The sequence below is a fragment of the Streptomyces brevispora genome, assembly GCF_007829885.1.
Lineage (GTDB): Bacteria > Actinomycetota > Actinomycetes > Streptomycetales > Streptomycetaceae > Streptomyces > Streptomyces brevispora.
Genome location: NZ_VIWW01000001.1, coordinates 5,119,020 through 5,138,419 on the forward strand (window position 1 = coordinate 5,119,020; position 19,400 = coordinate 5,138,419).

16 protein-coding genes and 3 pseudogenes are annotated in these 19,400 nt (G+C 69.8%); 12 read left to right on the forward strand and 7 right to left on the reverse strand.

What is annotated here, in order from left to right:
* The first annotated feature begins 37 nt into the window (after positions 1-37).
* The 3 genes from FHX80_RS23730 to FHX80_RS23740 are packed head-to-tail and all read left to right on the forward strand — an operon-like array spanning position 38 to position 4,534.
* A complete protein-coding gene (locus tag FHX80_RS23730; protein ID WP_145766052.1) occupies positions 38-2,026 on the forward strand; it encodes a flavin-containing monooxygenase in 1,989 nt (662 codons plus the stop codon).
* A complete protein-coding gene (locus FHX80_RS23735; protein ID WP_167523609.1) occupies positions 2,023-3,684 on the forward strand; it encodes an FAD-dependent monooxygenase in 1,662 nt (553 codons plus the stop codon). The genes FHX80_RS23730 and FHX80_RS23735 overlap by 4 nt, the downstream gene beginning before the upstream one ends.
* Before the next feature lie 13 nt (positions 3,685-3,697).
* Positions 3,698-4,534 (forward strand): fumarylacetoacetate hydrolase family protein, encoded by an 837-nt coding sequence (locus tag FHX80_RS23740; RefSeq protein WP_145766054.1) that lies wholly within the window; start codon positions 3,698-3,700, stop codon positions 4,532-4,534.
* Positions 4,535-4,621: 87 nt separating this feature from the next.
* On the opposite strand, the pseudogene FHX80_RS35230 reads toward FHX80_RS23740, so the two are convergent.
* Positions 4,622-4,846, reverse strand: a pseudogene (locus FHX80_RS35230) (glycoside hydrolase family 6 protein); the annotation flags it as partial.
* Positions 4,847-5,347: 501 nt separating this feature from the next.
* Here FHX80_RS35230 and FHX80_RS23750 point away from each other — a divergent pair.
* The 6 genes and pseudogenes from FHX80_RS23750 to FHX80_RS35890 all read left to right on the forward strand — a co-directional run bounded on the left by FHX80_RS23750 (position 5,348) and on the right by FHX80_RS35890 (position 9,545).
* Complete coding sequence (locus tag FHX80_RS23750) at positions 5,348-5,809, forward strand: hypothetical protein (protein WP_145766056.1); 462 nt, start codon at positions 5,348-5,350, stop codon at positions 5,807-5,809.
* Between the two features lie 830 nt (positions 5,810-6,639).
* Positions 6,640-7,050 (forward strand): annotated as a pseudogene (locus FHX80_RS23755) (helix-turn-helix domain-containing protein); the annotation flags it as partial.
* A pseudogene (locus tag FHX80_RS23760) lies at positions 7,025-7,507 on the forward strand (hypothetical protein). The pseudogenes FHX80_RS23755 and FHX80_RS23760, both read left to right, overlap by 26 nt.
* 53 nt (positions 7,508-7,560) lie before the next feature.
* Positions 7,561-8,655 (forward strand): endonuclease/exonuclease/phosphatase family protein, encoded by a 1,095-nt coding sequence (locus FHX80_RS23765; RefSeq protein ID WP_145766057.1) that lies wholly within the window; start codon positions 7,561-7,563, stop codon positions 8,653-8,655.
* Between the two features lie 96 nt (positions 8,656-8,751).
* A complete protein-coding gene (locus FHX80_RS23770) occupies positions 8,752-9,000 on the forward strand; it encodes a hypothetical protein (RefSeq protein WP_244318391.1) in 249 nt (82 codons plus the stop codon).
* A complete protein-coding gene (locus FHX80_RS35890; protein ID WP_244318392.1) occupies positions 8,991-9,545 on the forward strand; it encodes a hypothetical protein in 555 nt (184 codons plus the stop codon). The genes FHX80_RS23770 and FHX80_RS35890 overlap by 10 nt, the downstream gene beginning before the upstream one ends.
* Before the next feature lie 265 nt (positions 9,546-9,810).
* Here the strand turns inward: FHX80_RS35890 and FHX80_RS23780 are convergent, their stop codons facing one another.
* The 4 genes from FHX80_RS23780 to FHX80_RS34820 all read right to left on the reverse strand — a co-directional run bounded on the left by FHX80_RS23780 (position 9,811) and on the right by FHX80_RS34820 (position 13,071).
* Complete coding sequence (locus FHX80_RS23780) at positions 9,811-10,470, reverse strand: response regulator (RefSeq protein ID WP_145766058.1); 660 nt, start codon at positions 10,468-10,470, stop codon at positions 9,811-9,813.
* Complete coding sequence (locus tag FHX80_RS23785) at positions 10,467-11,627, reverse strand: sensor histidine kinase (RefSeq protein WP_145767456.1); 1,161 nt, start codon at positions 11,625-11,627, stop codon at positions 10,467-10,469. Before FHX80_RS23785 ends, FHX80_RS23780 begins: the two co-directional genes overlap by 4 nt.
* 56 nt (positions 11,628-11,683) lie before the next feature.
* The gene (locus FHX80_RS23790; RefSeq protein ID WP_145766059.1) at positions 11,684-12,517 is read right to left on the reverse strand and encodes a CPBP family intramembrane glutamic endopeptidase; all 834 of its coding nucleotides are present in this window, start codon (positions 12,515-12,517) and stop codon (positions 11,684-11,686) included.
* Between the two features lie 257 nt (positions 12,518-12,774).
* Positions 12,775-13,071 (reverse strand): integrase core domain-containing protein, encoded by a 297-nt coding sequence (locus FHX80_RS34820; protein ID WP_167523611.1) that lies wholly within the window; start codon positions 13,069-13,071, stop codon positions 12,775-12,777.
* A gap of 81 nt (positions 13,072-13,152) precedes the next feature.
* Here FHX80_RS34820 and FHX80_RS23800 point away from each other — a divergent pair, with 81 nt between their 5' ends.
* Positions 13,153-13,623 carry a MarR family winged helix-turn-helix transcriptional regulator gene (locus tag FHX80_RS23800; RefSeq protein ID WP_145766061.1) on the forward strand — a complete coding sequence of 157 codons (471 nt, stop codon included), beginning with the start codon at positions 13,153-13,155 and terminating at the stop codon, positions 13,621-13,623.
* 182 nt (positions 13,624-13,805) lie between these two features.
* A complete protein-coding gene (locus FHX80_RS23805) occupies positions 13,806-15,398 on the forward strand; it encodes an MFS transporter (RefSeq protein WP_145766062.1) in 1,593 nt (530 codons plus the stop codon).
* 120 nt (positions 15,399-15,518) lie between these two features.
* Here FHX80_RS23805 and FHX80_RS23810 read toward each other — a convergent pair whose 3' ends face one another.
* Together FHX80_RS23810 and FHX80_RS23815 are read right to left on the reverse strand one after the other, a co-directional pair.
* Complete coding sequence (locus FHX80_RS23810) at positions 15,519-17,165, reverse strand: MFS transporter (protein WP_145766063.1); 1,647 nt, start codon at positions 17,163-17,165, stop codon at positions 15,519-15,521.
* Between the two features lie 229 nt (positions 17,166-17,394).
* Positions 17,395-18,171: an IclR family transcriptional regulator gene (locus FHX80_RS23815; protein WP_145766064.1), complete on the reverse strand. Its 777-nt coding sequence runs from the start codon at positions 18,169-18,171 to the stop codon at positions 17,395-17,397.
* 67 nt (positions 18,172-18,238) lie between these two features.
* Here FHX80_RS23815 and FHX80_RS23820 point away from each other — a divergent pair, with 67 nt between their 5' ends.
* On the forward strand, positions 18,239-19,399 hold the full coding sequence (locus FHX80_RS23820) for a cupin domain-containing protein (RefSeq protein WP_145766065.1): 1,161 nt from the start codon (positions 18,239-18,241) through the stop codon (positions 19,397-19,399).
* Position 19,400: the final 1 nt, after the last annotated feature.

Sequence of the window (19,400 nt, forward strand, 5' to 3'; positions counted from 1 at the left end):
ATTCCCCCGAGAGAACCCCGAACACGATGGAGGGCTGATGACCGACCCGAGCGAGGTCACCCGGATCGACGATGTGTACTGGCGCGACGAGTACCCACCCATCACGGAGGACGACGCCTTCCTGACACGCATCGTCGCGGAGGCCGACCTGCCGTCGCTGCTCACGGCGCTGGCGGCTCTGACCGGAGATCACACGCTGATACCGGCGGAGCTGTACCCCCCTCTTCCTCCCGTCGACACGGCCCCGCCCGCGCACGGCGGCATGAGCGGGGACGCGCAGGCGCGTGCGCGTGAGCTCGCACTGTCCGCGCTCAAGCGCGTCCGCGACGAGGGGCTCACCCGGCCCCGTCTGCTGGAGCCCGAGGAAGCACGCGCCGTCGTCGACTTCATCACGGGTGGGGCGAGTGCCGAGGACGCGGCACTGATGATGCACGAGCTCGACCTGGTCACACAGCGTCCGGGAGCACCGATTTGGCACGCCGACGAGGTGGCGCCCGACCGTGACTTCGACGTCGCGGTCATCGGCACCGGGATGAGCGGCATCGCGGCGATGTACCGGCTCAAGCAGGCGGGCGTACGGTTCGTCGTGTTCGAGAAGTCCCCCGAGGTCGGCGGCACCTGGTGGGCCAACACCTACCCCGGCGTACGTCTCGACACCCCGACCTTCGGCTACAGCTTCTCCTTCGCGCAGCGTGCGGACTGGGCCAGCGCGTACGCCGAAGGCGCGGAGATCGAGGCGTACTCCGTCGAAATCGTCGACCGCGCCAAGCTGCGCGAGCACATCGAGTTCGAGACCGAGGTCGTCTCGATGACCTGGGACGAGGCGTCGGCCATCTGGGAGGTCGTCGTACGACGCGACGGCGTCGAGCAGCACCGGCGGTTCCACGCCGTCGTCGCCGCGACCGGGCAACTGGAGAAGCCGAACATCCCTCAGATCCCCGGACAGGACGACTTCGGCGGCGTGCGGATGCACTCCGCGCGGTGGAACCACGACGTGGACCTGACGGGGAAGCGCGTCGCGGTGGTCGGCACCGGCGCCAGCGCCTACCAGATCGTCCCGAGCATCATCGACCGCGTCGCCCACCTCGACGTCTTCCAGCGGTCCGGACCGTGGACGGTTCCCGCCCCGAACTACCACGACCCGACCCCGCCGGCCCTGGCCTGGCTCAGTGAGCACGTCCCGCACTACGGGCAGTGGTTCCGCTTCCAGGCGTTCTGGGGTGCGCGTACCGGGCGGCTGCACACCGTCGAGGTCGATCCTGAGTGGGACCGCACCGACTCGGTGTCGGCAGCCAACCTGCGGGTGCGCGAGGCCCTCACCGCGATCATGCGCGAGCAGTGGGCGGACCGTCCCGACATGCTCGACGTCGTCATACCCGCGTATCCCCCCGGCGGCAAGCGCATGCTCCGCGACAACGGCGTGTGGGCGCGCGCACTGCACCAGGAGCACGCCGAGCTCGTCACCTCCCCGATCGAGCGGTTCACGTCCGACGGCATCGTCACCGCCGACGGCGAGCAGCACCCGGTCGATGTCGTGATCTACGCGACCGGGTTCAAGGCGTCCGACTACCTCGACCCGATCGTGGTCACCGGGCCGTCCGGGCAGACCCTCAAGGAGCACTGGAACGGTGATGCGACGGCCTGGGCCGGCATCTGCGTGCCCGGCTTCCCGAATCTCTTCCTCATCCAGGGGCCCAACACCAACTACGTGGTGCACGGCCAGTTCCACTTCATGATCGAGTGCGGGGTGGAGTTCACCGTCGAGGCGATCCACCAGCTGCTGCGCCGCGACGCCGGCGCGCTCGAGGTCGGGCAGGAGACCCTGGAGCGCTTCCTCGCCTGGGTCGATCAGGGCAACGCCGCCCGTGCGTGGGGACAGCCGCAGGTCCACACCTGGTACAAGAACGCCCGCGGCCGGGTCTCGCAGGTGTGGCCGTACAGCCATTTGGAGTACTGGCAGCTGACCCGGGGCGCCGACTTCGACGCCGGCTTCACCCTCCGCCCGCGGCCCGGGGTGGCCTCGTGACCGGGCGGCGCGAGGTCATCGTGGTGGGCGCCGGTCCGATCGGGCTGACCGCCGCGCTGCTGCTCGCCGACGCGGGGGTGCGCACCACGCTGGTGGAGAAGGCGACCGAGCCGGGCGACCTGCCCCGCGCGATCAGCTTCCAGGACGAGTCGTTCCGCACCCTCGAGCAGCTCGGTGTGGCCGACGCGCTCAAGGCCGAGTCCTTGCTCGACACCGGCAGCCGCTACTTCGGGCTCGGGGACCGCCTGCTGCTCGAGGCGAGGCCGGTGGCGTCGCGGCTGGGGCACCCCGCCAAGACCCAGTTCGACCAGCCGATCCTGGAACGGCTGCTGTGGGAGCGCGCCGTCGCGCACCAGGGGCTCGAGTTCCTGCGGGGCGCCGAGGTGACAGCGATCACCCAGGACGGCGACGGGGCCGGCGTGACCGTGACGACCGTGGAGCCGGCCGGGGACGGGACACGAACCCTGACGGCCGACTGGCTGATCGGCGCCGACGGCGGACGCAGCTTCGTCCGCCGGGCAGCCGGGATCGACCTGGTCGGCACCACCCAGCCGCAGCGGTGGATCGTCGTCGACCTCCTCAACGAGCCGCGCCCCCGGGAGCCGTTCGCCGAGTTCCACGGAGACGGGAAGCGGCCGTACGTGCTCGTGCCCGGCGTCAAGGGACGCCTGCGGATCGAGTTCATGCTCTTCGATCACGAGGACCCCGACGAGATGACGACCCCGGAGCGGATCCGCGAGCTGGTCGTGCCGCGCTTCCGGGCCGAGCTCGCGCCGGACGACGTGCGCCGCGCGGTCGTGTACGTTGCGCACCAGCGGGTCGCGCGGACGTACCGTGCGGGGCGCGTCTTCCTCGTCGGCGACGCCGCGCACCTGATGCCGCCGTTCGCCGGCCAGGGCCTGAACGCCGGCATCCGTGACGCGGCCAACCTCGCCTGGAAGCTCGTCGAGGCGGTTGACGGCGGCGCGACCGAGCGGCTGCTGGACTCGTACGAGGCGGAGCGCCGCACCCACGGGGCCGCGATGGTGACGGTCTCGCGCCGTATCGGCGCGGTCGTCATGGCGACCCACCCGGTGCTCACGCGGGTACGCGACACCGCCGTCCGCGCGCTCGGCCTGATCCCCCGCGTACGCGACTTCCTCGCCAACATGCGCTTCATCACGCTGCCCGACCACGCCGCCGGAGTCGTCGTCGCCCCCGTCGGTCACGGTGTCGCCCTCGACGCCGTGACCGTGGGCCGCGCCCTCAGCCAGCCGGTCGTCCGCGACGCCACCGGCGCCGCGCGCGGACTCGACGCCCACCTGGGGCGCGGGTGGACGCTCCTGCAGATCGGAGGTCCGCCCGGCCCGGCAGTCGACACGGCGGTCGACGCGTACTGGGAGGCGATCTGCGCGAAACGGTTGTGCGTGCGCGCACCGGGGGGCGAGACGGCCGACGGCACGGTCGTCGAGGCCACCGCGGTGCTCACCCCCGGCGTCGGCGCTCATCCCGTGTTCGTCGCGGTACGCCCCGACCGCTATGTCGCGGCGGTCTTCGACTCGGCCGGCGAGCGACGCGTCGTCGAGGGCCTGCGCGCCTTCGTCGACGACCGCTCCCGGCGCGCCCATCCGCGCCCCCGGACCCGCACTTCAGGATCCCCCACCCCCGCCCACCACTGAACAGGACCACCCGATGAGCAAGTTCGTCAGCTACTACCGCGCCGACCGGAGCATCGCCTGGGGGCGTCTCGACGGCGACACCGTCTACGACGCGACCGCCACGGCGCCCTCGCTCGCCGAGGCCGTCGCGGCCGGCGCCCTCGACTCCCTGGCGCACCACACCGACCACCCGGAGGCGCTCGGCGACGTGCGGCTCGCTCCGGTCATCCCGAACCCCGGCAAGATCATCTGCATCGGCGTCAACTACCGCAGCCACCAGGACGAGATCGGCAAGGCGGGGCCTGCGGCTCCGGTCGTCTTCGCCCGCTATGCCGACAGCCAGATGGGACACGGCGAGAGCGCCCTCAAGCCGGCGAGCTCCGCGCAGTTCGACTACGAGGGCGAGGTGGCCCTGGTCATCTCCCGGCCCGCGCACAAGGTTTCCAAGGAGGAGGCCTACGACCACGTCGCCGGCTACGCCGTGTACAACGACTTCTCGGTGCGCGACTGGCAGCGTGCCGCCAGCCAGTGGCTGCCCGGCAAGACCTGGCCCGGCACAGGCGGTTTCGGCCCCTGCCTGGTGACCCCCGACGAGGTCGGCGACGTCACCGAGCTCGAGCTCACCACCCGGGTCAACGGCGAGGTGCGCCAGCACGGCAAGGTCGCCGACCTGATCAACGACATCCCGTCGATCATCGAGTACGTCACCGCGTTCACACCGCTCTCTCCCGGCGACGTCATCGTCACCGGCACGCCGGGCGGCGTCGGGCTCTTCATGGAGCCGCCGGGATTCATCGTCGACGGTGACGTCGTCGAGGTCGAGGTCAGCAAGCTCGGAACGCTGCGCAACACCGTCCGCGAGCTCTCCTGACCTGCGCGCAGGACCCGACGGAAGGGCGCCCGGCCCGCATTCGCGCGGACCGGGCGCCCTTCTCGCTTCGGCACGACCGCGTACGCATCAGTACCTGTAGATCATCTTGTACGCCACCTCGGGAAGGAACTGCCCGGCCGAGGAACCGGCGCCGACGCCGCGGTTGCCGTCGGACTCGCCTGGCGTCTTCATCCACAGCAGCATCTCGGCGCCCCCGCCCAGCCGGGTTGGCGTCCCGATGTGGCGGCCCGAGGGTTTGCACCACTGGCCGTTGGAGCCGTTGCCGTTGCGGCTGGTGTCCACGACGAACGGCAGCGGCAGCGGCAGTTCCCCCACCCCGTCGACCTCGATGCGCAGCGCGCGGGCCGACATCTCAATACGGGTGCTGAAGTCCCCGCGCCGCTGTGCGTCGCCGAGCAGCTCCGCCAGCTGCTTCCGCGCTCCGTGTCCCATACTGTTTCGTCCCCAGGGGTGCAGCGTGCCGTATGGCCTGTCCCGGAAACCCTAACGCCGCGGGCAGTCCTTGTTCCCGGGCTGTTGGTCATGCGGCGAGGGTGAGTATGTGGCGGTAGCGGATGGTGTGGACGCGTAGGTGTTCGCGTTGCTGGTGGTAGCGCCAGTGAGCGTGTCCCAATTTCATTCTCGCAGGTGAGTGAACCTTGACGGGGTGGGAGTTGATGCTCCGTCCGAGGCTGAAGTCGTGATCGACTTCTCCCGAAGGGGACGATCTTCAGGTCGACTGATGGTGACGGTTCGCTTGCGATGTTCCGTACCACCGGGCACGACGGAAGCCCGCGATGAACGAGTTCGATCATGGATACCGCCGCGGAGGCTTCCGCACCCCTCGTCTATGGCCTGGCGCTCAAGACACCGGCCGGTACTGTCGACCGCATCGTTGGTGCGCTGGTCCGTTACCACCGTCGCATCGGGTCGCGCTGGCAACTACACGGCTTCCCTCTCCAGGCGGTGTTGACCTGCGCGTTCCTGGAAGGCGGCCATACCTACCGGTCACTGGCCGAGGGCAACGGCGTCCCGAAGAGCACCTGCTGCAACCTGATCCAGGAAGGGATCAAGGTGCTGGCGCGACGCGCGCTGCCCCTGACCGAGGTGGTGCGCCTGGCCGTGAAGGCGGGCTGGGACCACCTGATCGTGGACGGGGTGAACATCCCGACCGAGCGAGTCAACGGGCGTATCGGCGGAAAGCAGCCCTGGTACTCGGGCAAGCACAAGCGCCACGGCGGCTCGGGCACCACCATCGCCGCACCCGACGGGTAACTCCTGTGGGTCTCCGGCCTCCTGCCGGGACGCACCGTCGACATCCGCGCCGCCCGACGCTTTCGCATCGCCGACAAGGTTCTCGCCCACCTGGTCAGGCCCAAGCCGCCCTGCGCTGCATCGGCGAACGAGCGAACGCCCAGCTCAAGTGCTGGAAAGCCCTGGCCTGCGACTTCCGCGGCAACCCCCGACAGATCACGGTGGTCGTCAAGGCCGTCCTGACCTTGCAGTACCTGATCCGCGATCCCTTCGGGACAAACAAGAACGAGATCACATCGTGACACTCCGCCCGGCCGGTGACCGTCTCCTTCAGGAGAAGTCGATCACCACCTTCAACCTCGGACGGAGCATCAACTACCACCCTGTCAAGGCCCGCTCACCTGCGAGAACGAAGTTGGGACACGCTCATTCGTGGTCGTGGTGCCCGGCAGCACCGTGACCATCTCGGGGGCTCGTGCTGCTCCATGGCTCGCGGTCCTCGCCGCTTCGTCACCGTGGTGCCGGACTCGTTCCGGCACGCATGCTTGGGGCGCGGCTCTTGCCGTCGGGAGATCTTCTGACGGCGGTCTCCGTAAGCTCCCCGTAGGCGGCCACTTGCCGCGCAATTCATGGCCACGGGTTTCCCCGGGTACGGCCAGTTTTCTCCCCGCTCGCCCCGAGCAGTCCCGCTCGGCGAAGCTGGAGCGGGTGAAGAACAGCAGGGAGATCATGGAAATCCTTGAGGCATTCTCGGCGACGGGTGAATCGTGACCCTCTGACGGCGGATCACAACTGACCCACTCCGTGGTATTTCGACCAACCTGATCTTGATCGAAGGTCAGGAGAAGAGGGTGATTTCCGTGGAGGACTGGGCAGAGATCCGCAGGCTGCACCGGGCCGAGCAGATGCCGATCAGGGCGATCGCCCGGCATCTGGGCATCTCGAAGAACACCGTGAAGCGGGCGCTGGCCACCGACCGGCCGCCGGTGTACTCCCGGCCGGTCAGGGGATCGGCGGTCGACGCGGTCGAGCCACAGATCCGGGAACTGCTGAAGCAGACTCCGAGCATGCCGGCGACTGTAATCGCCGAGCGGATCGGCTGGGAGAAGGGCATGACGGTCCTCAAGGACCGGGCCCGGGAGTTGCGTCCGGCGTATCTGCCCGTCGATCCCGTCTCGCGCACGACGTATCAGCCCGGCGAGCTGGCCCAGTGCGATCTGTGGTTCCCACCGGTCGATATCCCGCTGGGCTACGGGCAGAGCGGACGCAGCGGCCCCCGAGGACCGTGGGGCCCTTGTGGCAGCTCGACCGGCGGGAGAGGGAGCTGGACGCCAATCTGGTGCGGCTGCCGCCGGGGGGCGAGGTGGGGGAGCACCAGGAGAGGATGCGCTCGATGTTTTCCTGGTGGCCCTCGCGGGCGGCGGGCGGCTCGTCCCCGGTGACGGTTCCGAGCCCCTGACGCTGACCCCGAGCACCGTCACCTGACTGCCCCGCACCTCACGCCGTTCGCTCGCCGCGGGTGCGGACGGGCTGGCCTATCTGACCGTGCACCGCCGCCGCCCCGGTTTTACGGTCGGCCGCGCCCCGGCCCCGGTGGCGTACGAGGGCGGCGAGGCGCCGTGTGCGCTGGACCGGGTCCGTCCCGAGCGCGGCCGGATGGCGATCGAGTCGGCTCCGGTGTTCTGCAGCGCCTGCGGCGAACGCTTCCCGGCCCGCTGACCCCGGGAACTGCCCGCGCCGCCCGTCCGTCCTAAAGGGCGAGGCCACAGATCATGCGGGAACGGACGGACGGCACGGTGGACGCGGAGGCGACGACGGGATCGGCCGCGGATTCGGCTGCGCGTCCCGGGCCGGAGGCGGGCGCGGGTGGGGGCGCGGGTCCTGTCTCGGATTCCGCTGTGGCGGGTGGCGCCGGAGCGGGTGGCGGGGCGGCGCGCTCGGGGCGGTGGCGGCGCGGGCGGGTGACGGCCGGGTTCGCCGCCTTGACGGCGGTGCTGCTGGTGTTCCCCCGGGTGGTGCCGAACACCCCGGGCCGGCTGGGCAGTCTGCTGGAAGCGTTCCTTCCGTGGCTGGGGCTGTGCGTCGTTCCGCTGCTGGCGGTGGCGCTGCTGCGGCGTTCGGCCACCGCGCTGGTCGCGTCGGTGCTGGCGGTGGCGTCGTGGGCGTACGCGTTCGGCGGGCTGTTCCTTCCGGCGCCCGCGCCCAGCGCACGCGACCTGGTCGTGGTGCAGCACAACGTCAGCGATGTGAACAAGGACCCGGCGGGGACCGCCCGCGCGCTGGCCGCCGCCCGCCCCGACCTCATCGCGCTGGAGGAACTGGTCCCGGACGCGCTTCCGGCGTACGAGAAGGCGCTCGCGCCGCAGTACCGGTTCCACGAGGTGCGCGGCACCGTCGGCATCTGGTCGAAGCTCCCGCTGTCCGGTACTCGTGTCGTGGACATCAGGCCGAAGGGCGTCGAGGAGGGCTGGAGCCGGGGCCTGCGGACCGTCGTCCACACCGCGCAGGGCGAGGTCGCGGCGTACGTCGCCCATCTGCCGTCCATCCGGTTCGGCGCGGGCGGCTTCGGGTCGGCGCGCAGGGACGAGAGCGCGCATCTGCTGGGCCGCGCGATCGCCGCCGAGACGGTCTCCAAGGTCATCGTGCTCGGCGATCTCAACAGCACGGTGGATGACCGGGGGTTGACTCCGTTGACATCTCAACTCCACGTGCCAGAAAGCGGGTTCGCCTTCAGCTTCCCGGCATCCTTCCCCGTGGCCCGTATCGATCAGGTCCTCGTCCGCTCGGCCGCGGTCGGCGCGATCCAGGCGCTGCCCGCGACGGGGAGCGACCATCTGCCGGTGCTGGCACGGGTGTTGCTGGACTGAGGCTCGGGAAGCCCAGTCCCGTGGCGGGCGGGCAGGGGCCTTGGCGGCGGGGCGGAGCCCTTCTCGTGCTGCACGTAAACGGGGCAACTCTGCAATGTGAGCAGTTACTCCGACAGGCCGATCTGCGCCGTGTTCTTCAACGACACCGGGGCCGCCCACTCGATGCGCCTCAAGCTGTCGACCAACTACACGAGCATTCCGGACGTCGAGGACTCGGGGACGTTCAGCAGCTACGCCGGTCCGCTCTACCAGAACCGCGGGTACTGCGGGCAGACGTACTCGTACATGAAGGCCGGCACGAAGGTCGTCGTCGACAACTACATGACCGTCGGCGCATGCAACTGACGCGATTCCGTCGGCCTGTGCCGCGCTCCATCACCTGGAGCGCTGCACTGCTGGGCGCCGTGCTGGTCACGGGATGCTCAAGCTCTTCTCCGTCCGATACCCCGCCGCAGGCCCCCGCCGTGATTCCCTCGGTCTCCCCTCCTGCCGCGTCGAGCGGTGCGCCGAGCGCTCCGGAGACGGATGCGGATGCGGGCGCGGACTCGGATACGGACGTGGAGGCCAGTGCGGAACCGTCGCCGGTCGTCAGCCATATGGGGAAGACCAAGGTCGTCACGCTCGGGGATGTGGAGGTCCGGGCCACTCGCGGCGCGATCGGCTTCACTGTGGCCTGTAATTACCTCAACAGCAGAAGCCAGACCCTCAATATCAAGGTCACCGTCAGCATTGGCGACGGCAAGGAATGGGTGCGGAGGACCAATTTCGACTTTCCGCACCTGGCGGCTGGCCAGACGGGCAGAGGTTCCACCACCGTTATGGGGGATTTCCCCGAAGGTGAATCCCCGGACGATCCGAAGATCTATATCGACTCGGTCATCGAGTACTGAGATCTCGCTCTATTTCCCGCGCTCCATATCCCATACCCCATACACATACCCCGCACGCCGTGCGGGGTATGTGTAGTTTTCGACAGTGCGAACTGTGCGAGGCGAAGATCGCGCTGTTCAGTCGCTGCCTGGGCGCCGACGCCACACTCATTGCGATGCGGCGGCCCCGCGGGAGTTCGCGGAAGTCCGCTGCCTGGGCGCGTGCCGGCCGAGGGTCGCCGCGCGCGCTCCTGGCAAACGCTGAACGGGGGTCTGTACAACGCACTCAGGTCACCAGGCCCTGGCGGTAGGCGTAGACGACTGCCTGGACGCGGTCGCGGAGCTGGAGTTTGGTGAGGATGCGGGAGACGAAGGTCTTGACGGTCTCCTGGCTGATGACGAGGGCCACGGCGATCTCGCTGTTGGAGAGGCCGTCCGCGATGAGGCGCAGGACCTGTAGTTCGCGGGGGGTCAGCGGGACTTCGTGCGGCGTGCCCTCGGCGGGTCGGATCCGGGCGGCGTACCTGCCGACGAGCTGGCGTGTCACCTCGGGGTCCAGCAGTGCGGCGCCCGAGGCCACGGTCCGGATGCCGTGCAGCAGCCTGTCCGGGGGTGCGTCCTTGAGCAGGAACCCGCTCGCCCCGGCGCGCAGCGCCTCGTAGACGTACTCGTCCAGGTTGAACGTGGTCACCACGAGTACCTTGACGGGGTGCGGCACCCCGCTGCCGGCCAGCAGGCGGGTGGCCTCGATGCCGTCGAGGACCGGCATGCGGATGTCCATCACCACGACGTCCGGGCGCAGTTGACCGGCGAGGTCGACGGCGGTCTGCCCGTCCCCGCACTCGCCCGCGACCTCGAGGTCGGGCTGGGCGTCGATGATCGTGACCAGGCCGGTGCGGATCAGTATCTGATCGTCACAGACCAAAATCCGGACGGGTGCGCTCACGATGGGCTGCCAACGGGTATGCGCGCCCGTACGAGGAAGCCGCCGCCCGTGGTGCTGCCGGCGCTGAAGTCGCCGCCCACGATGACGACCCGCTCGCGCAGACCGGCCAGGCCCCGCCCGCCCCCGCCGACGGCCGCGATCCGCGAGCCGGAGCCGTCCGTGCTGACCTCCACGGTGATCTCCCTGTCGCTGTGCCGTACCTGGACCGAGGTCCGGCTTCCGCGAGCGTACTTGAGGGCGTTGGTCAGCGCTTCCTGCACCACTCGGTAGGCCACCAGGTCGGCGCTGCCGGGCGACGCCGGCGGTGTGCCCTCCTCGGTGAACTCCACCGGCTGCCCGGTCCGGCGTGTCTGTTCCACAAGGCTGAGGACTTTGCCGACGGCCGGCGTCCTGGACTCCCTGGCCTCCGCCGTCCAGGTGCTGGTGCCGTGGTCGGGGTTGAGCAGGTCGAGCAGGTGCCGCAGATCGGTGATGGCCCGTCGGCCGGTGTCGCTGATGGCGGTCAGGGACTCCTCGAGCCGGTCGGGTACGGCGGTCAGATAGCGGGCTGCCTCGGCCTGTACGACCATCGCCGTCACGTGGTGGGTCACCACGTCGTGCAACTCGTTGGCGATACGGGCCCGTTCGGCGGCGCGGGTCTCTGCGGCGACGCGCTTGCGGCGTTCGCCCTCGGCGATCCTCGTGGTGCGCAGCCAGCCGCCGGCGCCCCACGCGAGGGCCAGGGCCAGGAAGAACGTCACAAACTCTTCCGGTGACTCGCCCCTGCCGAGCCGGGAAAGCGCCACCGCCAGCGGCACGTAGGCCACGGAGAGCGCCAGCACGCAAGCCCGCCGGCGCCGGTCCAGATGGGACCCGGCGCTCAGCAGCGCGATGGGCAGTGCAGCCCCCGAGAACGTGTGGTAGCCGCGCAGTTGGTCGACGGCGAAGCCGCACGACACCAGAACGAGAGTGACCAGCGGCCACCGTCGGCGCACCGTGAGTGGGAGACTTGTGAGGAGGACCGCTACGAGTGTCAGTACGTCGTAAGGGCGGATCGGCACGCCGCCGAGCACCGTTCCGTTGCTGCGGAGCACCGGCAGGAACGAACCGACCAGGAACAGCACTCCTAGTGGAAGATCCCGGATGGTGACATCGAGTCGGTGCCACCTCCCGCCCAGTCGGCGCCCCGCCTCCTCCAGACGGCCCCAGTCCTGGCCGGCCCGCTGAAGGATGATCACCGGGCAAGGGTAGCGAGGGTGCTGACGCGCTCGGCACGCTGTCGCGGCACCATGGTGCCGCGCCGGTGGGCCAGCCACAGGAAGGCGATCGTCAGCAGGGTGCCGAACAGCATGGAGTACACGCTGGCTTCCGGGCCGAACTCACCGCCCGTGATCAGCGTCGCGCCCGACGTCGAGGCGTCCAGTAGTCCGTGCGTGGCGCCGTTGCCCGAGACCTGGGTGCCGAAGATGCCGGACTCGGCGAAGTTCCAGCCGAAGTGCAGGCCGATCGGCAGCCAGAGGGTGCGGGTGGCGGCGTACGCGGCGGCCAGCATGCCGCCGGCCTCGATCGCGATGGCGAGGGCACCCAGCAGGGTGGCGTCCTTGTTGAGCAGGTGGGCCGCGCCGAACAGCACACCGGACAGCGTCAACGCGATGTACGTGCCCAGACCTCGCTCCACGAGGCGGAAGAGCAGGCCGCGGAATATCAGCTCCTCGGTCACGGAGGCGCCGGCCATGAAGCCGACCAGCCCGATCATGCCGGTCACCGAGCCGAAGCCGTGGACCTCGTAGTCACCAAGAAAGTAGATGTTCGCGATGACGGCCCCGAACATCGCAACGCCGATGACCAGGCCCCGGAAGAGCGACCCTCGCGCACCCTCCCGGGCCAGCTCCACGACCGGGCGCCGCTCGGTGTGTCCCACGGCCCACCGGTAGACGAACACCGAGAGCGCGACCGTCAGCCCGCCCAAAAGGAGCGAAAGCCATGGGTTGTCCTGCACCGCGGTGACGCTCTGACCACCGACCGCGCCGACCGCTACCACGGCCAGGATCTGCCACACCAGTTTCATGACGACTCCTTCGTCCCCCGCAGCCGAAGCGCCGCGGCTGAACGGAACGCTACGGATCCGGTGATCAATAGTCGTCACCTCACAGAGGACACCTGCACGTAGCTCTCACGGGGGACGAACCCATTCGCAGCCGCTGCGTGAGAACCAGGGTGTTCCCTACTGGAAGACGTCTGCGGACGTGTCTTGCGATCAGACATCTCGCACGGAAGATTTCAAGTGCAGCGGAAGATTTCAAGTCCAGTGAGACGGTCGTGACGCTATGAGGTTTGTGGTGCTGACTCCCTGCGCTTGGCTGGATCGTTGATCCATGCCTTTGGGGGTATCTCGGGTGGTCGGGGGCGGCGGCCGAAGCGTTCGGGGTGGCGGGCGTATGCCTCGGCGAGGGTGACCGCGCGCTGGTCGCGGACCTCCTCGGCGGTTCCGAAGTGGACGGAGGCGGGGGTGTGCCGGCCGATGCCCGAATGCCGGTGCTCGTGGTTGTAGTACGCGGTGAACGCGTCGAACCACTCGCGGGCGTGGGCCAGCGAATCGAACCGCTCGGGGTGGTCCGCCATGTTCTTCGTAGGCGGGCTCGGGCGCCAGCCGTCAGAATACCTATATTGACATAGGTATATGGGTGTACTTATAGTCGCCGTGTGCTCGCCTCCAGCGCCTCCGGCCCGCAGAACGACCACGTGGCCTCCGTGCTCGTGGCGGTTCTGCCTACGTTGAACAGGGTGCTCGAGCGGCGGATGGCCCAGGACTTCCCGCATCCGACGTTGCCGGAGGGGCAGCTCACCCTGCTGCGGCTTGTCGAGGAGCGCGCGGGCATCACGGTCCGTGACGCGGCGGACGCCCTGCTGATGAAGTCGAACAACGTCAGCGCCCTCGTCTCCCAGCTCACCGATCTGGGGCTGCTGGAGCGCAGGCGGGATGCCGTCGACAAGCGGGTCGCTCATCTGCACCCCACGGCTCTGGCCGCGGAGCGGCTCGCCGAAGCGCGGGGGCTGAAGGAAGCCCACATGGCGCGGCTGCTGGAGACCCTCACCGACGGGGAGCAGGACGCCCTCGGTGCGGCCTGTGGCGCGCTGCTGGCGTTGACCCGGCACTTCTACCCCGCCGACTGACCTTCCGGCACCTGTTCTCCGGCGCGAGCGACCGGTCCCGTGCGCTGCCCGCACGTCGACCGCGCCGTCGCCCCGCCGCGCTGTCCCCCCGGTGGCCGCACGCCGCCGTATCTCCGCCTGTGCCGAAGGCCTTGATCCATCTCTCGACTTCTCGACGTTCTCACCACAGACAAGGCACCCGCATGCCCTCCACACCCGTGGACCACGCCACTCTGCACGCTCCGTCGCCACTGGGCACCGAGCGGGGCAGGCGCTCCAACCCGTGGCTGACGCTGATCGCTGTCGCGATCGGCCTCTTCATGGTCAACCTCGATGGATCCGTGGTCTCGATCGCGAACCCGGAGATCGGCCGGGACCTGCACGCGTCCACCGCCGACCTCCAGTGGGTCACCAACTCCTACCTGGTCGCCATGGCCGCCGCCCTGATCCTGGGCGGCAAGCTGGGTGACCGGTTCGGGCGGCGCACGTACTACATGGCCGGAGTCGCGGGCTTCGTCGTGGCCTCCGTCATGATCGGCCTGATCGGCTCCATCGAAGGCGTGGTCGCCTTCCGCGCGCTGCAGGGACTCTGCGCCGCGCTGTTGATCCCCAACACGCTCGGCTTGCTGCGTGCGGTTTTCCCGCCGCAGAAGTTCGGCATGGCGGTGGGCCTGTGGGCCATGGTGGCCTCCTGCTCGACCGCGCTCGGACCGATCGTCGGCGGCCTGCTGATCGAGCACGTCAACTGGGAGTCGGTGTTCTACATCAACGCGCCCATCGGTGTAGCGACCCTGGTCTTCAGCGCGTTCGTCCTGCCGGAGAGCAAGGACTCCACCGGCCGCCACCGCTTCGACATGCCCGGTGTGATCCTGCTGGCGCTCGGCCTGGTGGCGGTGGTCTTCGGCGTGATCAAGGGTGAGACCTGGGGCTGGGCCTCGGGAGGAACGCTGGGCTCCCTCGCCGCCGGACTGGTCCTGCTGGTGCTCTTCGGGTGGTACGAGACCCGTGTCCGGCACCCGCTGCTGCCCATGCGGCTGTTCCGCAGCCCGGCGCTGACCATCGGCACCCTCGTCACCGCGATCAACTTCTTCGTGCTGCTCGGTGTCATCTTCTTCCTGATGCTGTACCTGCAGAACGTCCGGGGCCTGACCCCGGTCGAGGTGGGCGTGCGCACCCTGCCGCTGAGTCTGGCCTCTGTGGTCGCGGCACCGCTGGGCGCGGCGCTGACCGAGCGGTTCGGTGCGCGTCTGTCCATGCCGCTGGGCATGCTGCTGGAGGCGGTGGCGTCCCTGTGGATGCTGACGTGGGACGTGCACTCCTCGTACGCGGCCATGTGGCCGCCGTTCGTGCTGCTCGGTCTGGGTGTGGGCATGGTCATGTCGGCGTCCTCGGATGCGATCGTCGGCAACGCACCCGTCAGGGACGGCGGTGTGGCGAGCGGCCTGCAGTCCACCGCACTGCAGATCGGCGGCGCCCTCGGCACGTCCGTACTGGTCTCGCTGATCAGCAGCCGCGTGGGCTCGACGCTTGTCGGCGAGCTGACCGGCGCCGGAGTGCCGGCCTCCGCGGCGCATGGCTTCGAGGAGGCGAAGGACGCCGTGGCGATGGGCGTGGCGCCCGTCGCGGACGGCATGCCCGCGCAGCTGAGGGCCGCCGTCGTCGAGGGCAGCGGCCACGCCTTCATGAACGGTGTGCACGCCGCTGTTCTCGTCACCGCCGTCCTGTGCGTCGTGGGTGCCCTGCTGGCCGCCGTCGGCCTGCGCCGCGGCGCCAACTCGCCCGCCCTCGACGGCTGAAGGCGGGTCGGGCGGAGAGGTGGGCCCAGGCCGGGCGCACGGCCCGTCTGCCGTGCTTCGGTGTGCGGCAGGCGGGCCGTGCACGTCGACCGTCCCGGTGACGTCCAGAAGTGGCGGAGGTCAGGGATGGAGGACGGTGGGGGCCGATGCCGTACTGCCGTCGCTTTCGGGAGCCGGCGGTACCGGCGCCTCGTCCTCGGCGGAACGGCGGGCGTGGATCCCGATCATGCCGAAGGCGGCCAGGGCCGCGGCGACGGCGGCTGCCACACCGCACACCAGGAACGCGGTGCTGAAACCACTGCCCAGGGCATCCAGGGCCAGGCCGTGCGCCGCGGACCCCGGGGCACCGGGTGGCACGCTGTTCACAGCGATGGGTCCTCCGGCCGCGGCGATCTCGTGTGCCGCGGCGAGCTGGCCGGCCGGCAGGTTCGCGCCGGACAGGTTCTGCGTGAACGCCGACCCCGCGTTGCTGAGGGCGACCGCGCCGACGACGACGGGGCCGAGGGCGAAGCCGAGGTCGCGGAGCATGTTGGTGGTGGCGCTGGCCATGCCCGCCAGGTTCAGGGGCACGCTGTTCAGTGCCACGGCCGTCACCGAGCTGACGGCGAGGGCGAAACCGATGCCGATCAGCAGGGCGGGCGCGACGAACGGGCCGAGTCCGGGGTCGGTCACATCCAGGCGGGCGAACAACAGGCAGCCGATCGCCATCAGGACGAATCCAGAGGTCAGCAGCCAGGACGCAGCGACCCGGTGGAGCAGCCGCGAGACGACCGGGATGAGCACGAAGGCGGGGCCCTGGAGGAACAGGAACAGGATCGCGACGCGGATCGGGTCCTGGTGCTGCACCGGGCCCATCCACATGCTCATCGCGAAGCAGGCGCCGAGGAAGGCGAGCATGCCGATGACGGCGACGACGGACGACACGGTGAAGGCCCGGTTGCGGAACAGCTTCAGGTCGAAGATCGGGGATTCGGCCCCCAGTTCCACCACGACGAAACCGGCGAGGAAGCAGGTGCCGAGGGCGAGGGCGAGCATGACGGGGAGGGTGGTCCAGCCCGACTCGGGCCCCTCGACGGCGCCGTACAGCACCAGGATGAGACCCAGGGCGAAGGTGATCTGACCGGCTACGTCGAACTTGCGGCCCTCGGGCGCCGTCGACTCCGTGACCAGCACCAGGGTGAGCACCATGCTCACGAGGGCGAGTCCGACGAGCACCCAGAAGGAACCGCGCCACGACCCGACCTTGGCGAACATGCCGCCGAGCAGAGGTGAGACGGCGGCGCCGGCAGACAGGAAGCCGCTCCAGAGTGCCACTGCGTGTACCCGTTCCCGCATGCTGCGGGTGACGGCGGTGATCGCGGTGAGCGAGCCGGGGAACATGGCGCCGGCGCCCAGTCCGTTCAGGGCGGCGCCGATCCACAGCACCTGGACGGTGGGCGCGAGCGCGGCCACGGTGCTGCCCGCGGCGACCAGGGCCGTGCCGGCCGCGACGAGTCTTCGCCGTCCGAAGAGGTCACCGAGGACACCGAAGGTGAACTCGAAGCAGACGACAGCGAGCATGAACGCGGCGGTGATCCACGTGAGCTGGGATCCGCGCGTGTGCAGGTCCTCCTGGAAGAGTCCGAGGAGCGAGGCCGGCAGCGCGTTCGCGACCTGGGCCACGAAGACGGCACCGCAGGCGGCAGCCAGTGTTCCCGCGTAGCCCGGCGTCCGGGCGGCCCCCGCGGTTGGGCCCTGGGACACGGCCGTCCCGTTGTTGAGCGTCATTGCTGTTCTCCCTGGCTGGGAAAGAAGGGCATCCCGGAAACGGGAGCCACGAAGAGCGTTGAAGGGCTCGGCTCTGCGTACGCGGTGGGGGGAGAGGGAGCACGACGCGAGTCGGGCGCGATGTCGTGGAGAATGACACTTGCTTTACGTCGCGTCAATGATTTGTTCGCAAACTAAGATGAGTAGTGCTGCCGTAAGGTGAGTGTTCGCTTTGTTGTGCGATCGGGGTTCAGTGCTGCTCGGCCAGGTCCTTCTCCAGCGCGTGCGCCGTGGCGTCCAGGGCGGCGACCAGGGACTGAAGTCGGTGCGGGTCATAGCGCACGCTGGGCATCGACACCGACAGGCCGGCCAGCGCGGTGCCGTCCCGGTCGCGCACCGGTACGCCGACGGCGATCAGACCGCGCTCGGACCGTTCCCTGTTGACGGCGAACCCGTTGCGCCGCAGCCGTTTCAGTTCCGTGCGCAGGCGGGCGAGGTCCGGGCGGTCGGCCGGACGGTCGCGGTAGCGCTCGGGGGCGTACACCTCGTCCAGTTCCTCGTCGGAGAGGTCAGCGAGCAGGAGCAGTCCCGCCGTGGTGCGGTGCACCGGGAACACCATGCCCTCCCGGGAGCCGACCCGCAGGGCCTGCCGGCACTCGACGCTGGCGATGAACCGGGCCGTGTCCCCGGTGCGCACCGTCAGGTTCGCGGTCTCGTCGAGCAGGTCGACGACCCGGTGCAGGTGGGGCAGGGCCGCCGCGCGCAGCCGTGAGACCAGGGACTGGGGGTGCGCGGCGAGTTCCAGCACCGGTCCCGCGCGGTAGAGGCGGTCCTCGTCCTGCACGGCGAAGTCCCGGTAGACCAGCATCGCCAGGATCCGGTGGGCGGTGGACCGGGCGACGCCCAGGCGCTCGGCGATCTGCGAGACGGTCGCGCCGCCCTCCATCTGCAGGATGGTCGCCGCCCGCAGCGCATGGTCCACGCTGGCGATCGGGTAGGGCGGCGGTGTCTTCAGCGGCTTGTCCATGGCGCTCCCTGATTCTGCTCTCCAGAATCTTCATGTTCTCTCACCAGACGCGGCGCAGGCTGATGCCGTGACTGAGACCTTCATAGCCCAAGACGCCGCCACGGGTTCCCCGGTCCGGCTCCAGGCTGCCGCCGCTGAGGGGCAGCCCGAGGTCACCCCGGCGCTCGAAGAGCTTTACCGGGGCTTCGAACAGGAACTGCTCGTCCCGCTGTGGACCGAGATCGGCGACCTGATGCCGACCCACCCGCGCTCACGCGCCGTGCCGCACCTGTGGCGCTGGGAGCGGCTGCGGGAACTGGCGGCCCAGGCCGGCGACCTGGTCCCCGTCGGTCGCGGCGGTGAGCGCCGGGCCATCGCGCTGGCCAACCCCTCCCTCGGCGGCAGGCCCTTCGCCACCCCGACGCTGTGGGCGGCCATCCAGTACCTCATGCCCGGCGAGGACGCCCCCGAGCACCGGCACACCCAGCACGCCTTCCGCTTCGTCGTCGAGGGCTCGGGCGTGTGGACGGTCGTCGGCGGCGATCCGGTGCCCATGAACCGTGGTGACTTCCTCCCGCAGGCCGGCTGGAACTGGCACGCCCACCACAACGCCACCTCCGAACCGATGGCGTGGATCGACGGCCTGGACATCCCCTTCCAGTACGTCACCGAGGCGCAGTTCTTCGAGTTCGGCCGCGACGAGATCAGCGACGCCGACCGCATCACCCCCGAGCGTTCACGCTCCGAGCGTCTGTGGGGCCACCCCGGCCTGCGCCCGCTGTCGGCCGCCCCGGCCACGCCGGGCAGTCCGCTGCTGTCCTACAAGTGGGAATACACCAACGCCGCTCTCCGCGATCAGCTCCTGTTGGAGAAGGAGGGCTTCGGCGGCACCGTCGAGCCCGGCCACGCCGCGGTGCGCTTCTCCAACCCGCACGACGGCTCCGACGTGCTGCCGACCGTCCGCGCCGAGTTCCACCGCATCGCCCGGGGCGCCGAGACCGCGCCGGTGCGCGAGACCGGTTCGTCGGTGTACCAGGTCTTCGACGGCTCCGGTGTGGTGACCGTCGGCGACACGTCCTGGACGGTGACCCGCGGCGACCTGTTCGTCGTCCCGTCATGGGAGCCGTTCGCCGCCCGGTCCGAGGCCGGCACGACCGACTCCGACGAGGGAGCCCTCGACCTCTTCCGCTTCTCCGACGCGCCCGTCTTCGAGGCGCTCCGGCTCAACCGCACCCAGAAGGACGCCTGAC

Excerpts from the sequence above, each read along its gene's own strand:
- FHX80_RS23730 (WP_145766052.1), top strand. The coding sequence starts at position 38 with ATGACCGACCCGAGCGAGGTCACCCGGATCGACGATGTGTACTGGCGC.
- FHX80_RS23740 (WP_145766054.1), top strand. The coding sequence starts at position 3,698 with ATGAGCAAGTTCGTCAGCTACTACCGCGCCGACCGGAGCATCGCCTGG.
- FHX80_RS23750 (WP_145766056.1), top strand. The coding sequence starts at position 5,348 with ATGGATACCGCCGCGGAGGCTTCCGCACCCCTCGTCTATGGCCTGGCG.
- FHX80_RS23765 (WP_145766057.1), top strand. The coding sequence starts at position 7,561 with ATGCGGGAACGGACGGACGGCACGGTGGACGCGGAGGCGACGACGGGA.
- FHX80_RS35890 (WP_244318392.1), top strand. The coding sequence starts at position 8,991 with ATGCAACTGACGCGATTCCGTCGGCCTGTGCCGCGCTCCATCACCTGG.
- FHX80_RS23790 (WP_145766059.1), bottom strand. The coding sequence starts at position 12,517 with ATGAAACTGGTGTGGCAGATCCTGGCCGTGGTAGCGGTCGGCGCGGTC.
- FHX80_RS34820 (WP_167523611.1), bottom strand. The coding sequence starts at position 13,071 with ATGGCGGACCACCCCGAGCGGTTCGATTCGCTGGCCCACGCCCGCGAG.
- FHX80_RS23805 (WP_145766062.1), top strand. The coding sequence starts at position 13,806 with ATGCCCTCCACACCCGTGGACCACGCCACTCTGCACGCTCCGTCGCCA.
- FHX80_RS23810 (WP_145766063.1), bottom strand. The coding sequence starts at position 17,165 with ATGACGCTCAACAACGGGACGGCCGTGTCCCAGGGCCCAACCGCGGGG.
- FHX80_RS23815 (WP_145766064.1), bottom strand. The coding sequence starts at position 18,171 with ATGGACAAGCCGCTGAAGACACCGCCGCCCTACCCGATCGCCAGCGTG.